The organism is Ralstonia condita (assembly GCF_958405655.1).
GTDB lineage: Bacteria > Pseudomonadota > Gammaproteobacteria > Burkholderiales > Burkholderiaceae > Ralstonia > Ralstonia condita.
On record NZ_CATYWO010000005.1, the window covers coordinates 217,273 to 241,448 of the forward strand.

The 24,176-nt window shown below is 66.0% G+C and carries 23 protein-coding genes; 6 read left to right on the forward strand and 17 right to left on the reverse strand.

Annotated features, from left to right (window positions below; all coding sequences use genetic code 11):
- Nucleotides 1–207: 207 nt before the first annotated feature.
- A complete protein-coding gene (locus R2N03_RS16795; RefSeq protein ID WP_316658908.1) occupies nt 208–2,265 on the forward strand; it encodes a putative bifunctional diguanylate cyclase/phosphodiesterase in 2,058 nt (685 codons plus the stop codon).
- Between the two features lie 9 nt (nt 2,266–2,274).
- Here the strand turns inward: R2N03_RS16795 and murU are convergent, their stop codons facing one another.
- Genes murU through R2N03_RS16815 form a run of 4 tightly spaced genes read right to left on the reverse strand, consistent with a single transcriptional unit; the run spans nt 2,275 to nt 5,094 of the window.
- On the reverse strand, nt 2,275–2,982 hold the full coding sequence (murU, locus tag R2N03_RS16800) for an N-acetylmuramate alpha-1-phosphate uridylyltransferase MurU (protein WP_316658910.1): 708 nt from the start codon (nt 2,980–2,982) through the stop codon (nt 2,275–2,277).
- Nucleotides 2,979–3,305 carry an AzlD domain-containing protein gene (locus R2N03_RS16805; RefSeq protein WP_316658911.1) on the reverse strand — a complete coding sequence of 109 codons (327 nt, stop codon included), beginning with the start codon at nt 3,303–3,305 and terminating at the stop codon, nt 2,979–2,981. Before R2N03_RS16805 ends, murU begins: the two co-directional genes overlap by 4 nt.
- A complete protein-coding gene (locus R2N03_RS16810) occupies nt 3,302–4,027 on the reverse strand; it encodes an AzlC family ABC transporter permease (RefSeq protein WP_316658913.1) in 726 nt (241 codons plus the stop codon). Before R2N03_RS16810 ends, R2N03_RS16805 begins: the two co-directional genes overlap by 4 nt.
- Before the next feature lie 5 nt (nt 4,028–4,032).
- Nucleotides 4,033–5,094 (reverse strand): aminoglycoside phosphotransferase family protein, encoded by a 1,062-nt coding sequence (locus R2N03_RS16815; RefSeq protein ID WP_316658914.1) that lies wholly within the window; start codon nt 5,092–5,094, stop codon nt 4,033–4,035.
- Between the two features lie 166 nt (nt 5,095–5,260).
- On the opposite strand from R2N03_RS16815, the gene R2N03_RS16820 reads away from it, so the two are divergent.
- The 4 genes from R2N03_RS16820 (at nt 5,261) to rsmA (ending at nt 11,168) form a co-directional block, all read left to right on the forward strand.
- Entirely contained in the window at nt 5,261–7,690 is a 2,430-nt protein-coding gene (locus R2N03_RS16820; RefSeq protein WP_316658915.1) for an LPS-assembly protein LptD, read from the forward strand.
- A gap of 7 nt (nt 7,691–7,697) precedes the next feature.
- A complete protein-coding gene (locus R2N03_RS16825) occupies nt 7,698–9,182 on the forward strand; it encodes a peptidylprolyl isomerase (protein ID WP_316658916.1) in 1,485 nt (494 codons plus the stop codon).
- A gap of 87 nt (nt 9,183–9,269) precedes the next feature.
- Entirely contained in the window at nt 9,270–10,295 is a 1,026-nt protein-coding gene (gene pdxA, locus R2N03_RS16830; RefSeq protein ID WP_316658917.1) for a 4-hydroxythreonine-4-phosphate dehydrogenase PdxA, read from the forward strand.
- A gap of 27 nt (nt 10,296–10,322) precedes the next feature.
- The gene (gene rsmA / locus R2N03_RS16835; RefSeq protein ID WP_316658918.1) at nt 10,323–11,168 is read left to right on the forward strand and encodes a 16S rRNA (adenine(1518)-N(6)/adenine(1519)-N(6))-dimethyltransferase RsmA; all 846 of its coding nucleotides are present in this window, start codon (nt 10,323–10,325) and stop codon (nt 11,166–11,168) included.
- Here the strand turns inward: rsmA and R2N03_RS16840 are convergent.
- From R2N03_RS16840 to R2N03_RS21045, 12 genes are all read right to left on the reverse strand, one after another.
- Nucleotides 11,155–12,060 carry a DMT family transporter gene (locus R2N03_RS16840; protein WP_316658919.1) on the reverse strand — a complete coding sequence of 302 codons (906 nt, stop codon included), beginning with the start codon at nt 12,058–12,060 and terminating at the stop codon, nt 11,155–11,157. The two genes, rsmA and R2N03_RS16840, sit on opposite strands and share 14 nt — an antisense overlap.
- On the reverse strand, nt 12,044–12,451 hold the full coding sequence (gene gloA, locus R2N03_RS16845; protein ID WP_316658920.1) for a lactoylglutathione lyase: 408 nt from the start codon (nt 12,449–12,451) through the stop codon (nt 12,044–12,046). Before gloA ends, R2N03_RS16840 begins: the two co-directional genes overlap by 17 nt.
- A 93-nt stretch (nt 12,452–12,544) precedes the next feature.
- Nucleotides 12,545–12,859, reverse strand: a complete 315-nt coding sequence (locus tag R2N03_RS16850; RefSeq protein ID WP_316658921.1) for a LysR substrate-binding domain-containing protein — start codon at nt 12,857–12,859, stop codon at nt 12,545–12,547.
- Nucleotides 12,860–12,916: 57 nt separating this feature from the next.
- The gene (locus R2N03_RS16855; RefSeq protein ID WP_316658923.1) at nt 12,917–13,795 is read right to left on the reverse strand and encodes a M48 family metallopeptidase; all 879 of its coding nucleotides are present in this window, start codon (nt 13,793–13,795) and stop codon (nt 12,917–12,919) included.
- Nucleotides 13,792–14,544 (reverse strand): lysophospholipid acyltransferase family protein, encoded by a 753-nt coding sequence (locus R2N03_RS16860; RefSeq protein WP_316658924.1) that lies wholly within the window; start codon nt 14,542–14,544, stop codon nt 13,792–13,794. Before R2N03_RS16860 ends, R2N03_RS16855 begins: the two co-directional genes overlap by 4 nt.
- A 10-nt stretch (nt 14,545–14,554) precedes the next feature.
- Complete coding sequence (gene gmhB, locus R2N03_RS16865; protein ID WP_316658926.1) at nt 14,555–15,133, reverse strand: D-glycero-beta-D-manno-heptose 1,7-bisphosphate 7-phosphatase; 579 nt, start codon at nt 15,131–15,133, stop codon at nt 14,555–14,557.
- A gap of 28 nt (nt 15,134–15,161) precedes the next feature.
- Nucleotides 15,162–17,255 carry a glycine--tRNA ligase subunit beta gene (glyS, locus tag R2N03_RS16870; protein WP_316658927.1) on the reverse strand — a complete coding sequence of 698 codons (2,094 nt, stop codon included), beginning with the start codon at nt 17,253–17,255 and terminating at the stop codon, nt 15,162–15,164.
- A 70-nt stretch (nt 17,256–17,325) separates the two neighbouring features.
- On the reverse strand, nt 17,326–17,985 hold the full coding sequence (locus R2N03_RS16875; RefSeq protein WP_316658929.1) for a hypothetical protein: 660 nt from the start codon (nt 17,983–17,985) through the stop codon (nt 17,326–17,328).
- Nucleotides 17,982–18,950: a glycine--tRNA ligase subunit alpha gene (gene glyQ, locus R2N03_RS16880; protein WP_316658931.1), complete on the reverse strand. Its 969-nt coding sequence runs from the start codon at nt 18,948–18,950 to the stop codon at nt 17,982–17,984. Before glyQ ends, R2N03_RS16875 begins: the two co-directional genes overlap by 4 nt.
- A 174-nt stretch (nt 18,951–19,124) precedes the next feature.
- Nucleotides 19,125–20,636: an apolipoprotein N-acyltransferase gene (lnt, locus tag R2N03_RS16885; RefSeq protein ID WP_316658979.1), complete on the reverse strand. Its 1,512-nt coding sequence runs from the start codon at nt 20,634–20,636 to the stop codon at nt 19,125–19,127.
- A gap of 67 nt (nt 20,637–20,703) precedes the next feature.
- Entirely contained in the window at nt 20,704–21,597 is an 894-nt protein-coding gene (locus R2N03_RS16890) for a CorC family transporter (protein WP_316658932.1), read from the reverse strand.
- A 164-nt stretch (nt 21,598–21,761) separates the two neighbouring features.
- Nucleotides 21,762–23,009 (reverse strand): hypothetical protein, encoded by a 1,248-nt coding sequence (locus R2N03_RS21045; protein WP_428984422.1) that lies wholly within the window; start codon nt 23,007–23,009, stop codon nt 21,762–21,764.
- A 189-nt stretch (nt 23,010–23,198) separates the two neighbouring features.
- On the opposite strand from R2N03_RS21045, the gene R2N03_RS16905 reads away from it, so the two are divergent.
- Nucleotides 23,199–23,351, forward strand: coding sequence for a hypothetical protein (locus R2N03_RS16905; protein WP_316658938.1), 153 nt, complete (start codon nt 23,199–23,201; stop codon nt 23,349–23,351).
- Between the two features lie 17 nt (nt 23,352–23,368).
- Here R2N03_RS16905 and ybeY read toward each other — a convergent pair whose 3' ends face one another.
- Complete coding sequence (ybeY, locus tag R2N03_RS16910) at nt 23,369–24,175, reverse strand: rRNA maturation RNase YbeY (protein ID WP_316658939.1); 807 nt, start codon at nt 24,173–24,175, stop codon at nt 23,369–23,371.
- Nucleotide 24,176 lies beyond the last annotated feature (1 nt).

Consider the following 24,176-nt stretch of genomic DNA (forward strand, 5'->3'; position numbering starts at 1 on the left):
CAGAAAGGATGGGGCTGATTGTAACGCCGCGCCTGTCGGGCCATCGGAGCCGGCTTGATCGGAAGGAAAGTTGGTGGCGGGCAGTGCCGTCCACTAAAGTCTCGGGCCGGTGCGGTCGATAACCCTTGATGTCGCATTCCGCGGATTGCGACGTCCGCCCGCCATGGAACGGCCGCATTGGATCGGTCTGCCCCCCCCAAAAAGCCGATGCTCGCCACCAGTTACAACTCCCTTCTCGTTCTGCTTTCCCTCTTTGTCGCCATTCTGGCGTCCTACACCGCGCTGGACATGGCCGGACGCATTGCCGCAGCGCAGGGGCGCGCGGCGTCCTGGTGGCTGGTCGGCGGCGCTTCGGCAATGGGCCTGGGCATCTGGTCGATGCACTTCGTCGGTATGCTGGCCTTCAGGTTGCCGATCCCGCTCGGATATGACGTCTGGATCACGCTGGCCTCGCTTGCCATCGCGATCGCCGCGTCGGCATTTGCGCTGTGGCTGGTCAGCCAACACGAACTGCCGTGGCAGCGTCTGCTCGGCGGCGCCTTGCTGATGGGCACGGGCGTGGCTGGCATGCACTACACCGGCATGGCGGCGCTGCGCATGACGCCGGGCATCCTGTACGACCCATCGATGTTCGGGCTGTCCGTGCTGGTTGCCGTGTTTGCTTCGGGCGCGGCATTGTGGATCGCCTTCCGACTGCGGCGCCAGTCGCACCGGGCGCGGGCGCTGCGGGTGGGCTCGGCTGTGGTCATGGGCGTGGCCATCGTCGGCATGCATTACACGGGCATGGCGGCCGCGGCATTCCCGCTCGGCAGCGTGTGCAGCGCCGCGGGCTCGGGGGTGAGTGCCGAATGGCTGGCGCTGGTCATCATCGTTGTGACGCTGGCCGTGCTGGCCATTGCGCTGGTCATTTCGGTGCTGGACATGCGCATGGAGGTGCGCACCGCAGCCTTGGCCAGCTCGTTGGCCGAGGCCAACCAGGAGCTCGCCTACCTGGCGCTGCACGACAACCTGACCAAGCTGTCCAACCGGCTGCTGTTGGAAGACCGCCTCGGTCAGGCGATGCGCACGGCCGACCGCGAAAAAGGCCGCTTTGTCCTGATGTTCATGGACCTCGATGGCTTCAAGGCCGTCAACGACGTGTACGGTCACCATGTGGGTGATCTGCTGTTGATCGATGTCGCGCAGCGCATTGTCGGCCGTGTGCGTCAGCAGGACACCGTGGCACGGGTGGGCGGCGACGAGTTCGTCGTGCTTGCACAGGTTGACGATCCACAGGACGCCGGTACCCTGGCCGATGCGCTGCTGCAGGTGGTGCGCGAGCCGTTCATGGCAGGGGGGCATGAGCTGCGGGTCTCCACCAGCATTGGCATCGTGATCTACCCGGGCGATGGCGTCAGCCAGCACGACCTGCTCACCAACGCCGATGCGGCGATGTACCACGCCAAGGGCCTGGGCCGAAATGCCTACAGCTTCTTCGAGCCGTCGATGAATGCCAATGTGCACGCGCAACTGCAGCTTGCCCAGGACCTGCGCCTGGCGATCGAGCGCAACCAGTTCGTGTTGCACTATCAGCCGAAGTTCCAGGCGCCGGACGGGCCGATCGCCGGGGTGGAAGCCCTGGTGCGCTGGCAGCATCCGGATCGTGGTCTCATTCCGGCCAGCGAGTTCATCCCGCTGGCAGAAAAGACTGGCCTGATCGTGCCGCTGGGGGCATGGGTGCTGGATGAAGCCTGCCGCCAGATGGCGCAGTGGCGACGCGAGGGGCATGCCACCTGGAGCGTCGCCGTCAACCTTTCTGCGCTGCAGTTCGGGCACGCCGCGCTCATCGGCAACGTGCGCGATACGCTTGCGCGCCACGCGCTGGAGCCACAGTGTCTGGTGCTGGAGATCACCGAGTCCACCGCCATGCGTGACGCTGATGCCAGCCTGCAGATCCTCCAGCAGCTGGATGCCATGGGCGTGCGCATCTCGATCGACGACTTCGGTACCGGGTATTCGAGCCTGCTGTACCTCAAGCGCCTGCCTGCCAGCGAGTTGAAGATCGACCGCGGCTTCGTGCGCGACCTGGCGCATGACACGGAGGACGCAGCGATCGTTTCGGCCATCGTGGCACTTGGCCAGACGTTGAACCTGAGGATCGTGGCGGAAGGCGTGGAGACGAGCGAGCAGCAGGTGTTTCTCACGCGGCTTGGCTGCGACTCCTTGCAGGGCTACCTGCTCGGCCGCCCCATGACGGCCGCCGCGCTGAGCGCCGCCGCAATCTGAGCCTGCCAGTCAGGCCGATTGCAGACGGATTTCAGCGTCCAGCGCAGCCAGTTGCGCCGGCGTGCCGACGTTCTCCCAGCGACCGTCGAAGCGCTCGCCCGTCGCGCGGCCTTCTGCAATGGCCTGGTGGTACAACGGCGTCATCGCAAGCCTTGTACCGCGCGGGATGCCGGCAAACAGGCGCGTGTCATATACGCCGATGTTGCCGAAGGTGAGGCGGTTTGCGCCGTCGGCATGAAGTGCGCCGTCCGGTGCCAGCGCGAAGTCGCCGCGCGGGTGATACGCCGGATTGGGCACCATCACCAGATGCATGCCGGGCGCGGTCTGCGAGGCCAGCGCCGAGGCGCGTGCGCGCAGGGCGACGAAATCGTAGTGGCAGAACACGTCGCCGCTGACGGCGATGAATATGCTGTGACCTTCGCCGGCATGCAGCAGGGGCATGGCCTGGGCGACACCGCCTGCCGTCTCCAGCGCTTCGCCCTCGGGCGAATACGCCAGCCGTACGCCCCACGCGCTGCCGTCGCCGAGCGCGGCTTCGATCTGCGCGCCGAGCCAGGCGTGGTTGATGACGATGTCGCGCACGCCGGCGGCGGCCAGGCGCTCGATCTGCCAGACGATCAGCGGTTTGCCCCCGACGCAGAGCAGTGGCTTGGGCGTATGGTCGGTCAGCGGGCGCATGCGGTCGCCGCGGCCCGCCGCAAAAATCATGGCTTTCACGCCATCACCTTCATGAGAATCAACAGGACGGCCATGCCGCCGACGATCGTCCACATCGCGCTCTTGGTGACCCGCGCAATGACGATGGCGACGATGCCGGCGAGCAGACGTGGGTTGTCGACCGAGACGGCCAGCGTGCCATCGCGCATCAACAGGTCGGGCGCGATCAACGCTGTCAGCATCGCGGCCGGCACATACGGCAGCGCGCTGCGGAACCACAGCGGCAGGTGCATGCGGCCTTCGAGCGCAATGAAGGACAGGCGGATCAGGTAGGTTGCCGCGCCGGAAATGAGCAGTACGCCAAGCAGGATCAGGGCTTTCACGCGGCAGCCTCTTTCTTCGGCCGGCTCACCAGCCGCTCGACAAGCGCGCCGATGGCAATGCCGGCGCACGCCGCGCCCATGAGCCCGAGCTTGTGCGGCCAACCCGTCCAGGCCACGGCGAGGACGGCACCGGTCAATGCCGCCGCCAGCTGCGCGCGTGTGCGCAGTGCGGGCACGACGATCGCGATGAACGTGAGCGGCAGGAAAAAGTCTAGCGGCCACGAGGTGGGGACTTGCGCGCCAAGCGCCACGCCGACGATGGTCGAGGCCTGCCAGCTCGTCCACAGTGCCACGCCGGCGCCCAGAAAGTACCAGTGGCGGTAGGCCGATTCTTCCGTGCCCGGGCGTGTGTTCACGACACGCCGGTTCATGGCGGCGAACGCTTCATCGGTGAGCAGATAGGCGATCAGCCATTTCCAGCGGCGCGGCAGGTGCGCCAGCGCCGGGGCGATGCTGGCCGAATAGAGTGCGTGCCGCAGGTTGACCATCGACACCGTTGCCGCTATCACCAGCGCGGGCGCGCCGCCGGCCCACAGTTGCACCAGGATCATCTGCGAGGCGCCGCCGAAAACGATGGCGCTCATTGCCACCGCGAGCCATGCGGGCATGCCTGCCGACGTGGCGAGCACGCCGTAGATCAGGCCGAACGGCACCACGCCCAGCAGCATGGGCGCCAGCGCCAGCACGCCAGCGCGGAATTCGGCAGCGCGTGCAGAAGCCATGGGCGTCAGAACGTGTAGCCGACCTGCTGGGCGCGGTCTTCGAGTTGGTCGAGCAGGCGAGCCAGCGGTGCCAGCGCGTTGTAACGGCCGCACACGCGACGCAGGTACGCGATGAAACGCGGGGTGTCTTCGACGTAGCCGGCCTTGCCGTCGCGGTAGCGCAGGCGCGCGAAAATGCCGGCCACTTTCAGGTGACGCTGCGCGCCCATCCATTCGAGCGCGCGGTAGAACTCGCCGAAATCCTCGTCCACCGGGAGCTTGGCGCGGCGGGCGGCTTCCCAGTAGCGCACGGCCCAGTCCAGCTCCTGCTCCTCCTCCCACGACAGGAAGGCATCGCGCAGCAGCGAGGCGGCGTCATACGTGATCGGGCCGTAGACGGCGTCCTGGAAGTCCAGCACGCCCGGCTGCGACGGATCGGCCGCGTTGGTCATGAGATTGCGCGGCATGTAATCGCGGTGCACGTACACGCGCGGCTGGGCCAGGGCGCTGTCGACCAGCAGCTTGAAGACCTTGCCGAGCGATTCGCGCTGGGTGGCGTCGAGCGGACGCTGCAGATGGCGGTCGACATACCAGTCGGGAAACAGCGCGAGCTCCCGGCGCAGCAGGGCCTCGTCATACGGCGGCAGCTCGCCCTCGCGCGAGGCCAGCTGCCAGCGCACCAGCGTGCCGATGGCCGGGCGGAACAGGGTGTCGGCGTAAGCGAGGTCAAAGTCGCGTTCGCGCAGCGATTGAAGGTAGGTCTGCGGGCCGAGATCGGTCAGCAGCAGAAACCCCTGCGACAGATCCTGCTCCAGCACTTGCGGGGCGCGCACGCCGGCGCCGTTCAGCAGACCAGCGACATGGACGAACGGGCGGCAGTCTTCCTGTGGCGGCGGTGCGTCCATGACGATCAACGTACGGTTGTCGCCTTCCGCGCGGAAATAGCGGCGGAAGCTGGCATCGGCCGATGCGGGTTGCAGCGTGTCGATGCGCAGGCCGTGCGCGGCTGGCAATGTGCGGAGCCAGTCGCGCAATTGGTCGAGGCGTGCGTCGGTTGCGCCTGCGGTGGCGCCAGGGGTTGAAACCATGCTGAAGGAACGCTGGAATGAAGCCGGAAGGAAGGCCCGTATAATACCCGACCGAGTTTCGCCGCGAGCGAGCGCGAGCCCCGCCGGGGCCGCACGCGACGGCGAAATACCGACGATGATGTGCCCAGCGCGTGCCTTTGCGCGCGCAGCCCAGTTCCCGATCTGCATGACCGAACCGAACCGAGCCAGGAAAACCCGGCAGCGCACCGCTGTGACCGTGCCCGATCAGCGGACCGCCAACCGCCGCAGCACGCTGGTCATGCGCCCGCTCGTGTTCGCGCTGGCCGGTGTCTGGACGGCAGCGGCGTCGGCGCAGAGCCAGGACGCCGCGCAACCGGCGACTTCGACGTCGACGACGGCATCGTCCGTCACGGCGATGGCAACCTCGGGGCCCACCACGCCGGGCGGAAGCCCGCTGGTGCCGAAGATGGCCGAGCCGATCCAGCGCCCCGATAATGCGGTCCCGACCTTTGCCGCGGCCGACACGATGGATGGCCGCACCAACGAAGACGTCCACCTGCGCGGCCACGGCGAACTGCGCCGCAACGGCACCGTCGTCAAGGGCGACACGCTGGACTACAACCAGGACACCGACGTTGCCACCGCCACCGGCAACGTGCGGCTGTTCCGCGGCGGCACGCTCGTGACCGGTCCGGATGCCAAGCTCAAGGTCACGGCCAACGAAGGCACCATGAGCACGCCGGCATACGAGTTCCATGCCAACGGCGGCCACGGCACCGCAGATCGCATCGATTTCATCGACAAGGACAACAGCCGGATCACGCACGGCACCTACACCACCTGCTCGCCCGATAACGTCGACTGGTACTTCAGCGCCAGCCGGATCGATATCGACAGCGATCGCCAGGTGGGGACGGGTCGCAATGGCGTGCTGCACTTCTTCGGTGTGCCGGTCTTTGCGGCGCCGGTGATGGATTTTCCGCTCAATGACGACCGGCGCAGCGGTCTTCTGGCGCCGGTCTTCGGCTACAACAGCCGCAGCGGCACCGACATCACGCTGCCGTATTACTTCAACATCGCACCCAACCGCGATCTGACGCTATACCCGCGTCTGCTGACGCAGCGCGGCCTGCAACTTGGGGCCGAATACCGCTACCTCGACACGTCATACAGCGGCGTGCTGCGCGGCGAGTTCCTGCCCGATGATCGCGAAGCCGGCCGCAACCGCTGGTCGATTGCCCTTCAGCACAGCCAGCGCCTCGCGCCTGGCCTGAACGCCTACGTCAACTACAACAAGGTCTCGGACAACACCTACCCGGATGACCTTGGCCGCAGCATCGTCACCGCGACGCAGCGGCAGTACACGCAAGAAGGCGGCGTCACGTATTCGATCGGCGACTGGGTGGCCCAGGCGCGCGTGCAGAAGTTCCAGACGCTGTCCACGGCCACCACGCCGTTGTCGCCGCCGTACGAGCGTCTCCCGGAGTTGAGCCTGGCGTACAACCGCTACGATGTCGGCGGGTTCGACATCAACTTCCTGACCGATTACACGCGCTTCTCCATCCCGACCGCCAATACCGTCCAGGGCGAGCGCCTGTTCATGCAGCCGACGATCAGCTATCCGATCGTCCGCCCGGGCTGGTTCGTTACGCCCAAGTTCATCCTCAACACGACCGCCTATCGGCTGGACCGTCCGGCGGGCGACACGCAGGACGCGCAGATCAACCGCACGCTGCCGACGTTCTCGCTCGATTCCGGCCTGACCTTCGAGCGTGATGCACCGGCGGTTTCCAAGCTGTTTGGCGTCAGCTATATCCAGACGCTGGAGCCGCGCCTCTTCTATGTCTACACGCCGTACAGCGACCAGTCGCAGATCCCGCTCTTCGATACGGGCCAGTCGGACTTCAATCTCGGGCAGATCTTCACCGAGAATCCGTACACAGGCTACGACCGCATCGCAGACAACAACAAGTTGACGGCTGGCGTGACCACGCGGTTCATCGAAGCGGAATCGGGTATCGAACGCCTGCGCGCCACGCTTGCGCAGCGCCTCGATTTCGAAGGCCAGCGCGTGACGCTGGCGGGCGCGGCACCCACCTCGGTGCGCCGCAACTCGGACATCCTGGGTGCCACGACCATCCAGATGTTCCGCGGCATCTTTTTCGATACGAACCTTCAGTACAATCAGGACATCGATCGCGTCATGCGCTCGACCGTGGCGTTCAGCTGGAAGCCGGAAGCCAACAAGGTCATCAACCTGGGCTACCGTTACTACCGGCAGGATGCCAACACCGGCCAGTTGCCGCTGGAGCAGACCGATGTCTCGGCGCAGTGGCCAATCACGCGGCGTCTGTACGGGCTGGGCCGCATCGGTTACGACATGAACGCGAAGAAGCCTTCGGACATGCTGCTCGGTTTCGAGTACGTGGCCGATTGCTGGGTCGGCCGGCTGGCGGTACAGCGGTATAGCAATGCCATATCGGGCTACACGACCCACATCTTTGCCCAGATCGAGTTCAAGGGCCTGTCCAAGGTGGGGAACAATCCGATCGACGTGATCCGTCTGAACGTACCCGGCTACCAGCCGGTGACCGCGCAGCCGATCACGCCGTCCGTGCTGGATCAATATGAATAACGACATCATGGCTTTCCAATCGACCGCTTCTGCCACGCGCGTGGCGCCCAAGGGCCGTCTGCGCTTTGCGACGGGCATGCTGGTTGCACTGATGGCGGGCGCCATGCTGTTGCCTGCCGTTCATGCGCAGCAGACCCAGCCAGCGAAGAAGGGTGCGCTGCGCGGCATCTTCTCCACGCCTGGATCTTCCCCGAGCCAGCCGCTGTTGCAGGGCACGCTGCCCGGGCCGACGGCGACGGGCTCGCGCAGCCAGCTCGTCGATGAAGTGGTGGCCGTGGTCAACACCGACGTGATCACCCGCCGCGAGCTGCTTGACCGTGCCGATCTGGTCGAACGCACGTTCCGAGCGCAGAACCGTCCGCTGCCTCCGCGCGCGGACCTGCTTGGTGAAGTGCTCGAGCAGCTGATCCTGGAGCGCGTGCAGGCGCAGACCGCCAAGGAGAGCGGCATCCGCGTGTCGGATGCCGATGTGGACCGCGCGGTGGAGAGCGTGGCGCAGCGTAACAACCTGTCGGTGGCGCAGCTCAAGACCAAGCTTGCTGACTCGGGTATGACCTACGACAAGTACCGCCAGGATCTGCGTCAGGAGATCCTGCTGGCCCGCCTGCGCGAGCGCGAGGTGGACTCCAAGGTGCAGGTCTATGACGGCGAAATCGACAATTTCCTCGCACAGCAAGGCGGGGGAGACAACGCTACCGCCGGCGAACAGCAATACAACGTCGCGCAGATTCTCGTGCCCGTGGCCGAGGATGCCACGGCCGCCCAGAAGGCCGCTGCCCGCAGCAAGGCCGAGGCATTGCTCAAGCAAGCGCAGGGCGGCGCTGATTTTGCCAAGCTGGCGCGCGAGAACTCGGGCGCGCAGGATGCCGCGCAGGGTGGCGAGCTGGGTCTGCGCCCGGTCGGTCGCCTGCCGGCCGTGTTCGCCAATGCGGTGCTCGACATGAAAGCGGGCCAGGTGGCTAGCGAGGTGATCGAGAGCCCGGCCGGCTTTCACGTGATCAAGCTGCTGGAGAAACGCGCGCCCAGTACGGCTATCGCCACGAAGGTGCAGCAGACGCAGGTGCGTCACATCCTGATCAAGACCGGTCCGACCATGTCAGCAGATGACGCGCGTCGCCAGCTCGCCGGCCTGCGTGACCGCATCGTGCATGGCTATGACTTCGCAGACGCTGCACGCCGCTACTCCCAGGATGGCTCGGCCAGCGCCGGTGGCGAACTCGGCTGGGTATCGCCCGGCCAGCTGGTGCCGGAATTCGAACAGGCGATGAACCAGCTCAAGCCAGGAGAGATTTCGCAGCCGGTGCAGAGCCAGTTCGGCGTCCACCTGATCCAGGTGGAGGGTCGGCGCGAGGCCGAGGTGCCAGTGGATCGCCAGCGCGACTATGCGCGTTCGGTCATTCGTGAGAAGAAGGTCCAGGCTGCGTACGAAGACTGGCTGCGCGAATTGCGGGACGCGGCACATGTGGAATACCGCGTCAACCGTCAACAGTAAATGACGGCATTGCGCATCGCAAACGGCCGCCTGCGGGCGGCCGTGGCGTTTCTGGAATGACATCGATACACCGCAGGTAAGCATCGCATGCTGAACATTGCCATCACGACCGGCGAGCCCGCCGGCATCGGTCCCGATATCACCGTGGCTGCCTTGATGCACCTGGCACGCAAGGCGCCGGCGCGCTATGCCCACGTGCAATGGCACGTGATCGGCGATGCCGGCTTGTTGCAGGCGCGTGCCGATGCGATTGGCCAGGGCGAATTCTGGCGCGTGGCATCCACCGCGCTGACCATCGTGGAGCGCCCGCTTGGTGCGCCGGTCCGCCCGGGCGTGCTCGACGCCGCCAACGGGCGCTATGTGCTGGACCTGCTGGACGCCGCCATCGATGGCTGCCTGCTGGGCACCGCTGAGGGCATCCGCTACGACGCCATGGTCACGGCCCCGGTGCAGAAGAGCACCATCAACGAGGCCGGCGTCCCGTTCACCGGACATACCGAGTATCTGGCCGAACGCAGCCGCACACCGCGCGTGGTCATGATGCTGGCTGGCCCGCAGCCGGCGCACGACAATGCGATGCTGCGCGTGGCCTTGGCAACCACGCACCTGCCATTGCGGGACGTGCCGGATGCCATCACGCCTTCGGTGCTGGACGAGACGCTGGATATCGTCCAGCACGATCTGCGCGCGCGCTTCGGACTCGCCGCGCCACGGATTCTGGTGACCGGGCTGAACCCCCACGCGGGTGAGTCAGGCCACCTCGGCCGGGAGGAGATCGAGATCATCGAGCCGGCCATCGCGCGTGCGCGTGCCCGAGGCATCGATGCACGCGGCCCGTACCCCGCCGATACGCTGTTCCAGCCGCGTCTGCTGGCCGGTGCCGACTGCGTGCTCGCGATGTACCACGACCAGGGGTTGGCGCCGCTCAAGTACGGTACCTTCGGCCACGGCGTCAACATCACGCTGGGCTTGCCGTTCGTGCGCACCTCCGTCGACCACGGCACCGCGCTTGACCTGGCCGGCACCGGCCGCGCCGAATTCGGCAGCATGATCGAAGCCATCGATACGGCTCTCGCCATGGCGCTGAATGCCTCCCAGGCAACCCATTCCTGATTGCATCTTTCGATTCCGAGTTCCGCAATGGCACGATCCACCACCGGCGTTCACCAGGGTCACCAGGCCCGCAAGCGCTTCGGCCAGAACTTCCTGGTCGACGAGGGCGTGATCCACGCCATCGTCGCGGCCATTGACCCGCAGCCCGACGATGTCCTCGTCGAAATCGGCCCGGGTCTGGGCGCACTTACCGTGCCACTGATGGAGCGGGTGCGAACGCTGCAGGTGGTCGAGCTGGACCGCGACCTGGTGGCGCGCCTGCAGCGTCGCTTCGGCGAGCGGCTGGTCGTCCACGCGGGCGACGCGCTGGCTTTCGATTTCGGCGCGCTGCACGTGCCGGGCCGGCCGCTGCGGATCGTCGGCAACCTGCCGTACAACATCTCGAGCCCGTTGCTGTTCCACCTGGCTGCGTTTGCCGACCGCGTGCGTGATCAGCACTTCATGCTGCAAAAGGAGGTGGTGGACCGCATGGTGGCCGCGCCGGGCAGCAAGGCGTTCAGCCGGCTGTCGGTGATGCTGCAGGTCCGGTACTACATGGAGCAGGTGCTGGATGTGCCGCCGGGCTCGTTCAATCCACCGCCCAAGGTGGATTCCGCGGTGGTGCGGATGATTCCGTGGCCGGCCGACAAGTCGCCCTATGCGCCTGTCGATATGCGCGCGCTGGCCACTGTGGTGACAATGGCGTTTTCTCAGCGGCGCAAGGTCTTGCGCAACACGCTGGGCGCGCTGCGCGATGTGATCGATTTCGACGCGCTCGGTTTCGACCTAGGCCGACGTGCAGAAGAGGTGTCGGTGGAAGACTTTGTCGCGGTGGCGAACGCGCTGCCGGCCGATCGCATCGCCGGGAGCGCGACGGATCTCAGCGAAGATTGACGAGCAGGATGCCCGACAGCACGAGCGCGGCGGCCAGCGCAAACCGCAGACCGACCGGTTCGTGCAACAGCAGCACGCCAAACGCGACACCGAACAGCGGCGTCAGAAACGAGAACACCGACAGTCGCGACGCCAGGTAGCGGCGCAGCAGCCAGAACCACGTCAGATAGCTGGCGAAGGCGATCAGCACGGACTGATAGGCGAGGCTCGCCAGCGCCGTCGGCGTCAGGTGGGCAGTGAACGCCTGCCCGGTGCCAGCCGCCATCAGCATCAGCAGGACGGCCGAGACGGCCAACTGGTACAGCAGCGTCTTTGCCGGTGGCGCATTCGAGAGTTTGCTCGCGCGCACCACAATGGTGGTCGCTCCCCAAAGCGCGCCTGCCACGACGCCCAGCCCGTCGCCCAATGACGTCGACGGGCCGGCTGCCGGATGCAGGATGCCGTCGGCAAACGCGAGCACGATCCCGGCAAATGCGATCCCGATGCCGCTCCATTGGCGCGGGCGCAAGTGTTCGCCGGGGACGCAGGCATGCAAGCCAAGCGCGGTGAAGATGGGTGCGGTGTAGAGAAACACCGCCATGCGCGAGGCCGTTGTGTAGCCCAGCCCGGTGAAGATGCAGAAAAACTCGACGCCGAACAGTACGCCCGCCATCAGGCCACCCGGCAGGGTGCCATCGCGCACCGACAGACACGTGCCGCGCCACAACGCAAACGCCAGCACGAGCGCAGCAGCAATCAGCGAACGCACACCGGCCTGCATCACCGGCCCGACATCGTGCGCAGCCACCTTGATGGCCACCTGCTGAAAGCCCCAGCACATGCACAGCACCACCATCAGGCCGATGGCGGTGCCGTCGAGTGGCCGGCGGACCGCGTCAGTGACGGTTGCCATCGGGCATCGAACGTGCCTGGATCAGCTCGATTTTGTAACCGTCCGGATCTTCCACAAAGGCGATGATGGTGCTGCCCCCCTTGACCGGACCCGCCTCGCGCGTGACCTTGCCACCAGCGGCGCGAATCCGCTCGCAGGCCTGCGCGGCATTGTCGACCTCGATGGCGAGATGGCCGAAGGCCGTGCCCAGTTCGTATTCGCTCACACCGTAGTTGTAGGTCAGTTCGATGACCGTATTGCCTGCTTCGGAGCCGTAGCCGACAAAGGCCAGCGAATACTTGTACTCGGGGTTGTCACTGGTGCGCAGCAATTGCATGCCCAGCACGTTGGTGTAAAAGTCGATCGAGCGCTGCATGTCGCCGACGCGCAGCATGGTATGGAGCATTCGCATGGTCTGTCTTCCCTGGAGGACTGCAAAGAAGCGCTATTTTAGGGCGCCACGCGCAAACGCGCTGGCACGCTGAAGGCCGTCCCGTGAAGGCGTTCATGGCTGCAGGTCGCGTGCGTTCCTGAGCCCTTCGACCAGACAATCGGCAAATATCCGCGTGCGTGCCAGCGGCATACGGGTTGGGTGCCACACCAGCTGTACCGGTACGGGCGGGGGCTCGAACGGCGCCAGCACGACTTCGACGCGGCCAGCGTCAAGCAGCGGGCGCATCTGCCACAAGGGGCCGAACCCGATGCCCAACCCTTGCGCCACGGCTTCGATGGCCGATGCACTTGCATCCGCGCGGAAGCGTCCGCCGACCTTGATGCGGCGCAGCTTGCCGCGGCCGCCGCGCACGTTTGCGCAATACATCGAGGAACTGGCCGCCGCCACGCACGAGCCAAACCCCGCTTGAGCAAGCGAAGCAGATCAGAACGCCGGGAGATACTCTGGAGGATGCGACCGCAGTTGCTCGCGCGCCTCGCGGAACTCCGGAAAGATCGATTCGACCGTGTCCCAGAAGCGTGGGCTGTGATTCATTTCCTTGAGATGCGCAAGCTCGTGTGCGACCACGTAGTCGATCAGGCTGAGCGGAAAATGCACGAGCCGCCAGTTCAGGCGGATCTTCCCGTCGGCCGTGCAGCTTCCCCAGCGCGTGGCGGCCGAGGACAGGGCGTACGCGCTGTGCCGCACGCCCAGGCGCTCGGCGTACACATCGAGCCGCTCACCGAACAGGCGGCGCGCCTGCGTCTGCAGCCAGCCTTGCACGCGGTCCTTGATCTGCTGCTCAGTGGTGGCCGGCGGCAGCCCCAGGTGCAGCGCGCACGAGTCGGCATCAAACATCAGAGCGCCGATCGGCGACTCGAGCTTGAGCGTGATCGTCGTGCCCAGGAATGGCAGCGTCGCGCCGTCCTGCCATGTCATGGCCGGCAGCACGCGACGCGCGGCATTGGTGCGCCATTCGGCCAGCTTGGCGAAGATCCACTTCTGTTTTTCGGCGATGGCGTGTTCGATCTCGGCGAGCGTGACCCAGCGCGGTGCCGTGATCGACAAGCCGCGGTCGTCGATGACAAAGCCGATCGTGCGTCGCGACGACCGCTTCAGGTTGTAGACCAGGGCGCGTTCACCCAGTGTCAAACGGCGCTGGTTCGGCCCAAGCGGTGCCGTGAAAAAGTCCGGGGCAGGGGGGGCGAGGAGCGGTGCATCCGGATGCTGGGGCTGCGACGGGGCTTCGGGCGCGAGCAGCGGCAGTTCGAGCTGAACGCTGTCGGCGGGTGTGGGCGAAGTCGGTGGTCGCAGCAGTTTCATGCAGGCTCGCGGTAACTGTCGGCGTCGATTCTACGCATTTCTGTTTCGATCCACGCTTCGACTTCGCGGTTGAGCTCGTCGCTGGTTTTGCCGGCGCTCGGAATGGCGGGGCCGACCGAGAGCGTGATCAAGCCCGGATGCTTCAAGAAGGAATTGCGCGGCCAGACCCGGCCGGAGTTGTGTGCGATCGGGATGACCCAGGCGCCGGTGTCGACCGCAAAGCGCGCCCCTCCGCTCTTGTAGCGCGGTTTGGGATCGCCCGAGCGTGTGCGCGTGCCCTCCGGGAACATGATCACCCAGGCCCCGTCAGCAAGCCGTTCCTTGCCCTGTCGCGCCACCGAGGCAAACGCGTTGGTGCCGTCCTTGCGGTTGATGTGCACCATCTTCAGCATGCCGAGCGCCCAGCCGAAGAACGGCACATACAGCAGCTCACGCTTGAACACGTAGCACAGCGGCCGCGGCATGGTGGCGACAAAGGCAATGGTCTCCCAAGCCGACTGATGCTTGGACAGCAGCACCACCTGCTTGTTGGTGGCGACCGCTTCTTCGATGTGCTCCCACCCCTGGTATTGCCAGCGGATGCCGAGTAGCCAGCGCGCCACCCAGATGACGGATTTCGTCCAGCCCGACACCATCCAGAAACGGCGATGCGGGTTCATGAACGGGAACACGATGAAGCAGGTGACCGCGTAGAGCGGCGTCCACACGATCAGGAAAATCAGAAACAGCAGCGAACGGACAAAGGTCATGGATAGGAATTCAAGGGGCGCGCGACGGCGTGCCCTGGGGCGCAGGTGAGAGCAGCGCGCGCGCAAACGCACGCAGGTCCTTGTGAATCTGGGTGCTCGGCGGCAGATCGCCCGCGTCGCGTGTTTTGACGCCCTTGCCGGTGAGCACGAGATGCGGTACGGCGCCAACCTCGACGCCAGCCTGCAGGTCGCGCAGCGAATCACCGACCACGGGCACACCGGTCAGGTCCATGTCGAAGCGGCGCGCGATCTCGCGCAGCATGCCGGACTTCGGCTTGCGGCAATCGCACGCATCGGCGGCGGTGTGCGGGCAGAAGAAGACGGCATCGACACGCCCGCCATAGGCGGCCAGCGCCTTGTACATCTTCTCGTGCATCGCATTGAGAGCGGCGGCCTCGAACAGGCCGCGCCCGATGCCCGACTGATTGGTCGCGACCACCACCTGGTAGCCAGCCTGATTCAGCTCCGCGATGGCTTCCAGGCTGCCCTCGATGGCGATCCACTCGTCGGGCGACTTGATGAACTGTTCGCTGTCGAGATTGATCACGCCATCGCGGTCGAGGATCACCAGCTTGGGGGTGTGGGGCATGTCGGACTCCGGTGCCGGTTGGCGGGGCTCACGCCGCCAGCTTGGAGATATCTGCCACGCGGTTCATCAGGCCGTGCAGCTCGCCCAGCAATGCAAGCCGGTTGTCGCGCAGGGCGGTGTCGTCGGCCATCACCATCACGCCGTCGAAGAACGTGTCGACCGCCTCACGCAGGCCAGCCAGCGTCTTGAGCGCGGTGGTGAAGTCGCCGCGCGCGAAGGCGTCGTGCACGTGCGGCTCCGACGACGCGACGGCCTGATGCAGCGCGCGCTCGGCGTCTTCCTTGAGCAGTTGCGGCTGCACTGCGCCGATGGCGACATCGGTCTTCTTCAGGATATTGGTAATGCGTTTGTTGGCGGCAGCCAGCGCTTCGGCCTGCGGCAGGGCGGCGAAGGCGCGCACGGCGTCCAGGCGCGCAACGATGTCATCCAGGCGCTGCGGCCGCTGGCTGACGACAGCTTCCACCTCGTTGGTGCTGTAGCCCTTGTCCTTGAGGTAGCCGCGCAGGCGGTCGTACAGGAAGTCAGTGATCGCGGCGAGATCCGGCTTGACGGCGGCGATGCCGTCGAAGCTGGCGGCGGCAATCTGCAGCGCGTCGTCGATCGTGAGCGTGAGCGGCTTTTCGATCAGCATGCGCAGGATACCGAGGGCGTGGCGGCGTAGTGCGAACGGGTCTTTCTCGCCCGTGGGCTGCAGGCCGATGCCCCAGATGCCGACCAGTGTTTCGAGCTTGTCGGCCAGCGCCACCACGGTCCCGGTGGAGGTGCTGGGCAGTGCATCGCCGGCAAAGCGCGGCTGGTAGTGCTCGGAGCAGGCCAGTGCCACGTCGTCCGGTTCGCCGTCATGGCGGGCGTAGTAGGTGCCCATCGTACCCTGCAGTTCAGGGAATTCGCCCACCATGTCGGTCAGCAGGTCGGCCTTGGCGAGCAGCGCGCCGCGCGAGGCGTGCGCCACATCCGCGCCGAGCTTTTCTGCGAGCTGCCCCGCGATGGCCTGCAGGCGCGTCACGCGCTCAAGCTGCGTGCCGATCTTGTTGTGATACACCACGCGCGAGAGCAGCGGCACGCGGTCGGCCAGCGGCTTCTTCTTGTCCTGCTCGAAGAAGAAGCGGGCGTCGGCCAGGCGCGGGCGCACCACGCGCTCGTTGCCTTCGATGATGGCTTCGGGCGTGCCGGTGGCGATGTTCGAGACGATCAGGAAGCGATTGCGCAGATGGCCTTGCGCATCGGTAAGCGCAAAGTACTTCTGGTTGGTCTGCATGGTCAGGATCAGGCACTCCTGCGGCACCGCGAGGAATTGCTCCTCGAAGTGGCACGGGTAGACCACCGGCCATTCGACCAGCGCGTTCACTTCATCGAGCAGCGCTTCCGGCATCACCACCGTGTCGGGACCGGCCGTCCTGAGCAGCTCGGCGTGGATCGCTTCGCGGCGGCGGGCGTAGCTGGCAATGACCTTGCCTTCTGATTCGAGCGTGCTCGCGTACGCCGTTGCATCCTTGATGATGATCTCGCCCGACGACAGAAAGCGATGGCCCAGCGTCACGTTGCCGGATTGCAGGCCCAGCACGCTGGCGGGGATCACCTCGCTGTCGAGCAGCGCGATCAGCTTGTGCGCCGGACGCACGAACTGAACGTTGTCTCCGTTCGGGCGCTGATAGGTCATCACCTTCGGGATCGGCAGGTTGGCGATGGTCTGCGTGAGCGCCACCTGCAGGCCGTCTGCCAGCAGGGCGCCGCGCGCGGTGTAGCGGTAGAAGAGCGATTCGGCCTTGCCGTCCGGTGCGCGTTCGAGCGACTCGGTGGCGATGGCGTCAACCCCCACCGTCTTGGCGAGCGCCGCGAGCTTTTTGGCGAGTGGCGCGGCGGGCTTGCCCTCGGCGTCGAAGGCGATGTTGACGGGCAGCACCTTCTCGCGCAGTTCGCGGTCCGGCGCGGCACGGCGCACACCGGTGATCGATGCGGCAAGGCGGCGCGGCGTCGCAAAGCCTTCCACGGCGGCGCCTTCTTCGAGCAGGCCTTGCGCCGACAAACCATCAAACAGGCCGCGCGCAAAGGCCTCGCCCAGGCGGGCCAGCGCCTTGGGCGGCAGTTCTTCGGTCAGCAGTTCGATCAGGAGGGTGGACATAGCGTTTGAATCAGTGACGTCGTTGTTCTGCGCCGCTCAGGTATTGCGTGCGGCGGTCATGTTGTTCGGTTCAGCAGGGCGATCCGGGCACGGGCTCCACGCCCGACAGTAGCCACACGCCGTTCTGCTGCTGGAAGCGCAATTGCGTGCCAGCGCACTGGCCCGGCGGAGGCGGCGGGGCGATTGGCGCGGGGTTGGTACCGGGCGCAGCGGCATCGCGCCGGATGAAGCGGGCCGACAGCGCGCCGTGGCGCCGGTCGTAGCGCACCTCCTGCAACGTGCCGGACACGTTGAATTCCAGTCGGCTCGGCAGTTGCGCAGCCGAGCGGAACACACGCGTACGGCGTTGCGCCTTGCTGCCCGAGCCCTGCCATTCGACCCAGGTGAACGGGAAGCGCAAGGCGGTGGCGTACGTACGCAGCGGCACGCGGTGCCAGCCGAGATCGCGCGCGCCGGACAGGTCGCAGGCCATGGTGCGCGCCAGGCTTGTCCACTGGTCGAGGGCGGGCGGAGGGGGCGTCCACGCGGTGCTTAGCGCCTGCTGCAGGGGTTTGGCGTCCGCCACGCAAAGTTGCGACAGGTTCTCGGGCAAGACGAAGACCTTCTCGGTGGACGCGGGCCTGGATGTGCGATGCCGCGCCGCCTGGGCAAGGCTGACCGGCAGAGCAAGGGCGGTGACGGACGCGGCCGTCAGCAGCGCCAGGTTGCGCCACGCACGGGTGGCCGTCATGCCGCCTCCGTGGCGACGGCCGTGCCGCACATCGGGAAGCCCAGGCGCTCGCGCGAGTCGTAATAGGCCTGCGCCACCAGGCGCGACAGGTTGCGGATGCGGCCGATGTAGGCTGCCCGCTCCGTCACCGAGATGGCGCCGCGCGCGTCCAGCAGGTTGAACGTGTGGCCAGCCTTGAGCACCTGTTCATAGGCAGGCAGGGCAAGTTGCACGACGGCGGCGCCGTCATCGGCCGCGCCGTCTTCGCGCACGCCCATCAGGCGCTTGGCCTCGGCCTCGTGCTCGGCAAAGCGGCGGAACAGCACGGTCGTGTCGGCCTGTTCGAAGTTGTAGGTCGATTGCTCGACCTCGTTCTGGTGATAGACGTCGCCGTACGTCAGGCGGCGCTTGACCGGGCCATTCGGGCCGGGTTCTTCCCATTCCGTCCAGACGAGGTCGTAGATGTTCTCGACCTGCTGCAGGTACATCGCCAAGCGCTCGATGCCGTACGTGATTTCGCCGGTCACGGGTTTGCAGTCGAGGCCGCCGACTTGCTGGAAGTACGTGAATTGCGTCACTTCCATGCCGTTGAGCCACACCTCCCAGCCCAGGCCCCAGGCGCCCAGCGTGGGGTTCTCCCAGTCGTCCTCGACGAAGCGCACGTCGTTCTGCTTCAGGTCCAGGCCGAGTGCTTGCAGCGATCCGAGGTACAGGTCCAGGATGTTTTCGGGCGCGGGCTTGAGCACCACCTGATACTGGTAGTAGTGCTGCAGGCGGTTGGGGTTCTCGCCGTAGCGGCCATCCTTGGGGCGGCGCGACGGTTGCACATAAGCCGCGCGCCACGGCTCGGGGCCGATTGCGCGCAGGAAGGTATGCACATGCGAAGTCCCGGCGCCGACTTCGAGGTCAATCGGTTGCAGCAGGGCGCAGCCCTGGGCGTCCCAGTACGACTGCAGCTTGAGGATGAGTTGCTGGAAGGTGAGCATGGTGGTACCCGTAGGTCCGCTGCGGCACAGAAACGCTCTGGACGCCGCGCGGCGGTGGAATGCAGCGGCGGGCACGCAAGCGCTTGGCTGCGTGCCCGCCGTAAAACGTTGAATTTTAGCGTTTTTTGTCAGCCGGCCCGGAAAGTGGCCCAAAAGCCGCCGGGCTCGGATCGATCAGCTTGCCCGTGCCCGTCGGCGGCGTGCCAGCGCGACAAGCAACACCACCGCGCCTGCGCCAAGCGCGGGGGCGTTGCCGGCGCGTACGAACGGCGTCAGGCCCTGCATGCCCTGGACCTCCGACTGCAGTGTGCCCAGTGTGAAGACGGGGAGGCGGGCCTGCACGCTGCCGTCCGGACGCACTACGGCCGTGGCGCCCGTGTTGGTGGCGCGCAGCATAGGGCGGCCGGTTTCCAGCGCGCGCATGCGCGAGATCTGCAGGTGCTGGTCCAGCGCGATGGTGTCGCCAAACCATGCCAGGTTCGTCACGTTGGCGAGCATCGTGGCGGGCTGATCGGCATGCCGTAGCGACGCGGCAATTTCCTCGCCAAACAAATCCTCATAGCAGACGTTCGGGGCGACGCGCTGGTCAGCGACCGTCATGGGGGCCTGCACGAGCTGGCCGCGACGGAAATCACCGAGCGGCATGTTCATCATATGGACGAACCAGTGGAAGCCGAACGGGATGAACTCCCCGAAGGGCACGAGGTGGTGCTTGTTGTAGCGGTACACGCCCTGGACCTGCGGGCCGACGCCGAAGACGCTGTTGGTGTAGTCGACGCGCGAATCTTCGCTGGCGGCGCCGAAAAGCACGCTGGAGCCGGTGGTGTCCACGTAGGTGCGGATGGCCAGTGCGATGTCCTGCGGCATGTCCTGAATCATGATCGGAAAAGCCGTCTCGGGCGTGATCACCAGCTGTGCGGGCTTCTCGGTCACCATCTTGGTGTACAGCGCCAGCGAGTGCTCGACGCCGGTCTGCTGGAACTTCACATCCTGCGGCACGTCGCCTTGCAGCAAGCGTACGGAGATGGGTTTGCCCACGGGCTGAGTCCACGCAATGCCATGCAGCGGCCAGCCTGCCACGAGGACGATTCCGCCAATGACGCCCGCTGACCAGTGCAGGCGGCGCTCCGCGGCAACGCACAGCAGGCCGGCCAGCACGGCTGCGATCAGCACGATGCCGTACACGCCCACCAGCGGCGCGTAGCCGGCCAGCGGGCCATCGGTATGGGCGTAACCGCCGTTGATCCAGGGGAAGCCGGTCCACACCGTGCCGCGCAGCCATTCGGTCACGACCCACGCTGCGCCAAATACCAGTGCAGATGCGGTACCGGACCACCGCCCGCGTCTCGTCAGCCACTGCCATGTCCACACCGCCAGCGCGGGATGCAGCGCCAGATAGCCGGCGAACAGCAGCACGGCCAGCGCTGCCATCCATGACGGCATGTCGCCGTAGACGTGCATGCTGATATAGAGCCACCAGATGCCCGACAGGAACCAGCCCAGCCCGAAGGCATAGCCGAGCCAGGCGGCATGATGCAGGCGCGGCGCACGTTGCACCAACGCAGCCAGCCCCGTCAGCGACAGGATCTGCAGCCACCACCAGTGGTTCGGTGCGAACGACAGCGTATGCATGACGCCGAGCAGTGCCGCCAGCGGCATCGCATAGCGCAGCCGCGCGAGCGGCACGGCGGGGGTGTCCTGCCTGCACGAGGAGTCGGCGGCGGGGGAAGAGAACTGGGCAGGCACGGAAGAATCAGACGGGGTGAGAACCAGAGGCGGTGGCTGCAGCGTTGCTGTCTGCCGGCGTGGCAACGCGGCGCACGAGCAGCACTTGCACCTGCCGAGCATCGGCGCGCAGGACTTCGAATTGCAACACGCCCAGGGCGATCTTTTCGCCCCGGTGCGGCACGCGGCCCAGGTGGTTGGCCAGCAAGCCACCGATGGTATCGACGTCTTCGTCGGAGAAGTGCGTGCCGAAGGCGTCGTTGAACTGGCCGATCTCGGTCAGCCCGCGCACGCGCATATGCCCATCCGCCGTGGCCAGGATGTTGTCTTCTTCCTGGTCGAAGTCGTATTCGTCTTCGATGTCGCCGACGATCTGCTCGAGGACATCTTCGATGGTGATGAGGCCCGCCACGCCGCCATATTCATCGACGACGATGGCAATGTGGTTGCGGTTGACGCGGAAGTCTCGCAGCAGCACGTTCAGGCGTTTGGACTCGGGGATGAACACGGCCGGGCGCAGCATGTCGCGCACATCGAAGCCTTCATCGGTGTAGTAGCGCAGCAGGTCCTTGGCGAGCAGGATGCCGATGATGTTGTCGCGGCTGCCTTCGTAGACGGGGAAACGCGAATGCGCGGCTTCCTGCACGAAGGGGATGAATTCAGCCGGTGCGTCGGCGATGTTGAGCGCGTCCATCTGCGCCCGCGGGATCATGATGTCGCGCGCGCACAGGTCTGAGACCTGGAAGACGCCTTCGATCATCGACAGGGAGTCGGCGTCGATCAGGTTGCGTGCGTGGGCATCCTGGAGGATTTCAAGCAGCTCGGCCCGCGATTCAGGCTCGGGCGAGATGAGGTCGGTCAGGCGTTCGAGCAGCGAGCGGGGTTTATCGGCTGGCTTCGGACTGGGATACGGATCATTCATGGCGCGGTCGCGCGTCGTTAGACATCGGCCCAGCATACACCAAATGGCCTGCCGTCCCGATGAAGCGGGGTGGGCGATGTGCCGTCTGAAGTGCTTCACTTTTCACTTCAGGAGATCGGCACGGACCGCATGGCATAGGCGCCGTGGCTCAGGGGTAGTTCTGGTCAGTCGCGGCTGTTCCCGCGGCCAGGATATTGGCCGCCACTGTCGCCACTGCCTTGGCCGTGATCGCCCTCGCCATCGCCGCCCCGGTCGTGGTCGCCATGACTGTCGCCATTGTTGCCGTGGCCGTGATCGCTGTCGTGGTGGTTGCGATTGCCATCACCGTCGCTACCCCGGTCGTGACCGCCATGCCTGTCGCCATGGTTGCCATCGTGGCCGTGATCGCTGTCGTGGTGGTGGTGATTCCCTTCCCCATCGCCGCCACGGTCGTGATCGCCACCATGGTGACCGTCGTGGTCGTGATCATGGTCATGGTCATGGTCATGGTGCCCGCCATCATGGCCACCGTGATCACCGCTGTGGCAACTGCTACAGGGTGATGGCACGGGCCACGGGCTCGGTGTTGGCGTTGGTGTTGGCGTTGGCGTTGGCGTTGGCGTTGGCGTTGGCGTTGGTGTTGGTGTTGGTGTTGGTGTTGGTGTTGGCGTTGGCGTTGGCGTTGGCGTTGGCGTTGGCGTTGGCGTCGGCGTCGGCGTCGGCGTCGGCGTCGGCGTCGGCGTCGGCGTCGGCGTCGGAGTCGGCGTCGGCGTCGGCGTCGGAGTCGGAGTCGGCGATGGCGATGGCGATGGCGACGGTGACGGTGACGGTGACGGTGACGGTGACGGTGACGGTGAGGCGCCTGGCGCGGGGGCGGGCGCGGGGCTGGATTTGGAAGGCGGGGTATTGTCGCTAGCGGGGGGCGGCGCGTCGTTGTTGCCCGTCGGCGTGGTGGCGACCGGAGCGGGTTCCACAGGGTGTGTGTTGCCGTGATACCGGCCAAGCGTGCTGGCGCCACCGTAGGCGGTCCAGCGCCCGGCGACTTCCATGTCGACGCCGGCGAGCCAGTGGTCACCCGTCGCGCCCACGCCCAGCAGAGCCTTGCTGCTTGCAAAATCGTAGCCGCCGCCAATCAGCGCCTGTACGCTGGTGCTGCCGACGACCCCCTGCAAGCGCGGCCGGATCGTGCCCGGCGCGATCATGAGGTTCACTTCCGCCCCGACCACGCTGTTGCTGTCCGACACATTGACCGTACGGCATCCGACCACCGCGCCGGGGTGCCATGCGCCGTCGAAGACGACCACGATGCCGGCATAGCACGATTGCCGGTGTTCCGCACGCGCGATTCCGGGCGCGCCTGCGAGCACGGTGCCGACACCCACGCCGACAAGCAGCGTGGCCCATGGAATGCTGTCCATGAAACGATGACGCATGATGACCTCCCCGCGGGGCCGCGCCCGTCTGTGCGCGGGTTGGCCCGTGGCGCACGTTCGCGCCGATATTCACGATGCGCGCTCGAATGGCGGCTGATGCGTCGAGGATAGAAATCGCTACGGCAAAACCTATGCGCCGTATGGACAGCGGCGAGGGTGTCGGATGGCGGACGGCGGACGAGGGGGCTGATGAGCGATTCGACTGGCGAAGGCCTGCGCCGAATGGCGGAGGAAATGCCGCAAACCGTTGTCGGAACTGGATCTGTGCTGGAACAGCTTGATTCAGCACTGAAACATCGAGGCGGGAAAAACAAAACGCCGGCACGAGGCCGGCGTCTGTAAGCGGTGCGGGACGCGCGTCAGCGGCTTGCGTAGGGGTCGGCAAAGCCGAGCTCGCCGAGGATCTGGGTTTCGATGCCTTCCATCTCTGCCGCATCCGCGGCGTCTTCGTGGTCATAGCCCTGGGCGTGCAGCGCACCGTGCACGATCAGGTGCGCGTAATGCGCCTGCAGCGGCTTGCCCTGCTCCTTGGCTTCCTTCTCGACCACGGAGCAGCACAGCACGATATCGGCAGAGACCGGATCATCCTCGTTCTCGGCGTACGAGAATGTCAGCACGTTGGTGGCGTAATCCTTGCCGCGGTATGTGCGGTTGAGTGTGCGCCCTTCCTCCTCGCCGACGAAGCGCACGTTGAGCTGCGCATCGGCAAACAGTGCGGGCGCGATCCACGCCTCGATGTCCTGCTTCTTGGGCAGCGCCTTGCGTGCAGCGGCCTTGAGTTCGTCGCCGTACTGGACGGTCAGGTCGAGGGTGAGCATTTGAGCGTCGTCGAACGTGTCGTCGAGGTCTTCTGTTCGCTCGGTTTGTACGGGTTCCGCCTCAACGCGAAGCGTGACGCTGTCATGGTGCTCGGGGCGCAATGACAGCATGGCGTTCGTGTTGGTATCCGAATGCTCGGCGACGAGGGTGATGGCGCCATCGGCAGTGTCGGGCACGCTGATGATCAGGCTGCGGCCGTCGGCAAAGGCGATGCGCAGCGCGCTGGCATCGACCGTCTTGGGTTTGCCCTGGGCGTCGAACACGTCGACGCGCGGGCCGAACGATGCTGCGACTGCGGGTTGGGTCTTCTTGGTTTTTGCTTTGGTATCGGTCTTTGCTTTAGCCACG